This is a genomic window from Streptacidiphilus sp. ASG 303, from assembly GCF_020991365.1.
Lineage (GTDB): Bacteria > Actinomycetota > Actinomycetes > Streptomycetales > Streptomycetaceae > Peterkaempfera.
In genome coordinates, this window is record NZ_JAJLRA010000107.1 from 1 (window position 1) to 356 (window position 356).

At 75.8% G+C, this 356-nt stretch carries 1 protein-coding gene; it reads left to right on the forward strand.

Going from position 1 to position 356, the window contains the following annotated elements; all coding sequences use genetic code 11:
* Nucleotides 1–159 precede the first annotated feature (159 nt).
* Nucleotides 160–356 (forward strand): Uma2 family endonuclease (locus LO771_RS30120; RefSeq protein WP_230748342.1); only part of this gene is annotated, 197 nt, incomplete at its 3' end.

A 356-nucleotide genomic window follows, 5' to 3' on the forward strand; every position in this document is an offset into this window, starting at 1 on the left:
CGGCTGGATGCACACCATCTGCTGACGCGCCCCCGCCGTGCGCCGCGCCCCCGCGCACGGCCCCACCCGCAAGGCGCCCCCGCCCCGGGCGCCGTGCGACGATGGTGTCCTCCCCAGCCCGCTGCGCGTTGGACCGGCGGACGCCGGGAGGAGGCGTGCATGACCGCGGCCCCGCACCACGTCACCGCAGGACACGGCGGCGACGGCGACGACCTGCTGGCGGCCTTCCTGGCGCTGGACACGCCTGAGGGAGTCCGCGCGGAGCTCGTCGAAGGGGAGATCGTCGTGACCCCGCCACCGGACGGCGACCACGAGACGGTGATCGGCCGGATCGTCCGCCAGGTCTACCGTTCCTC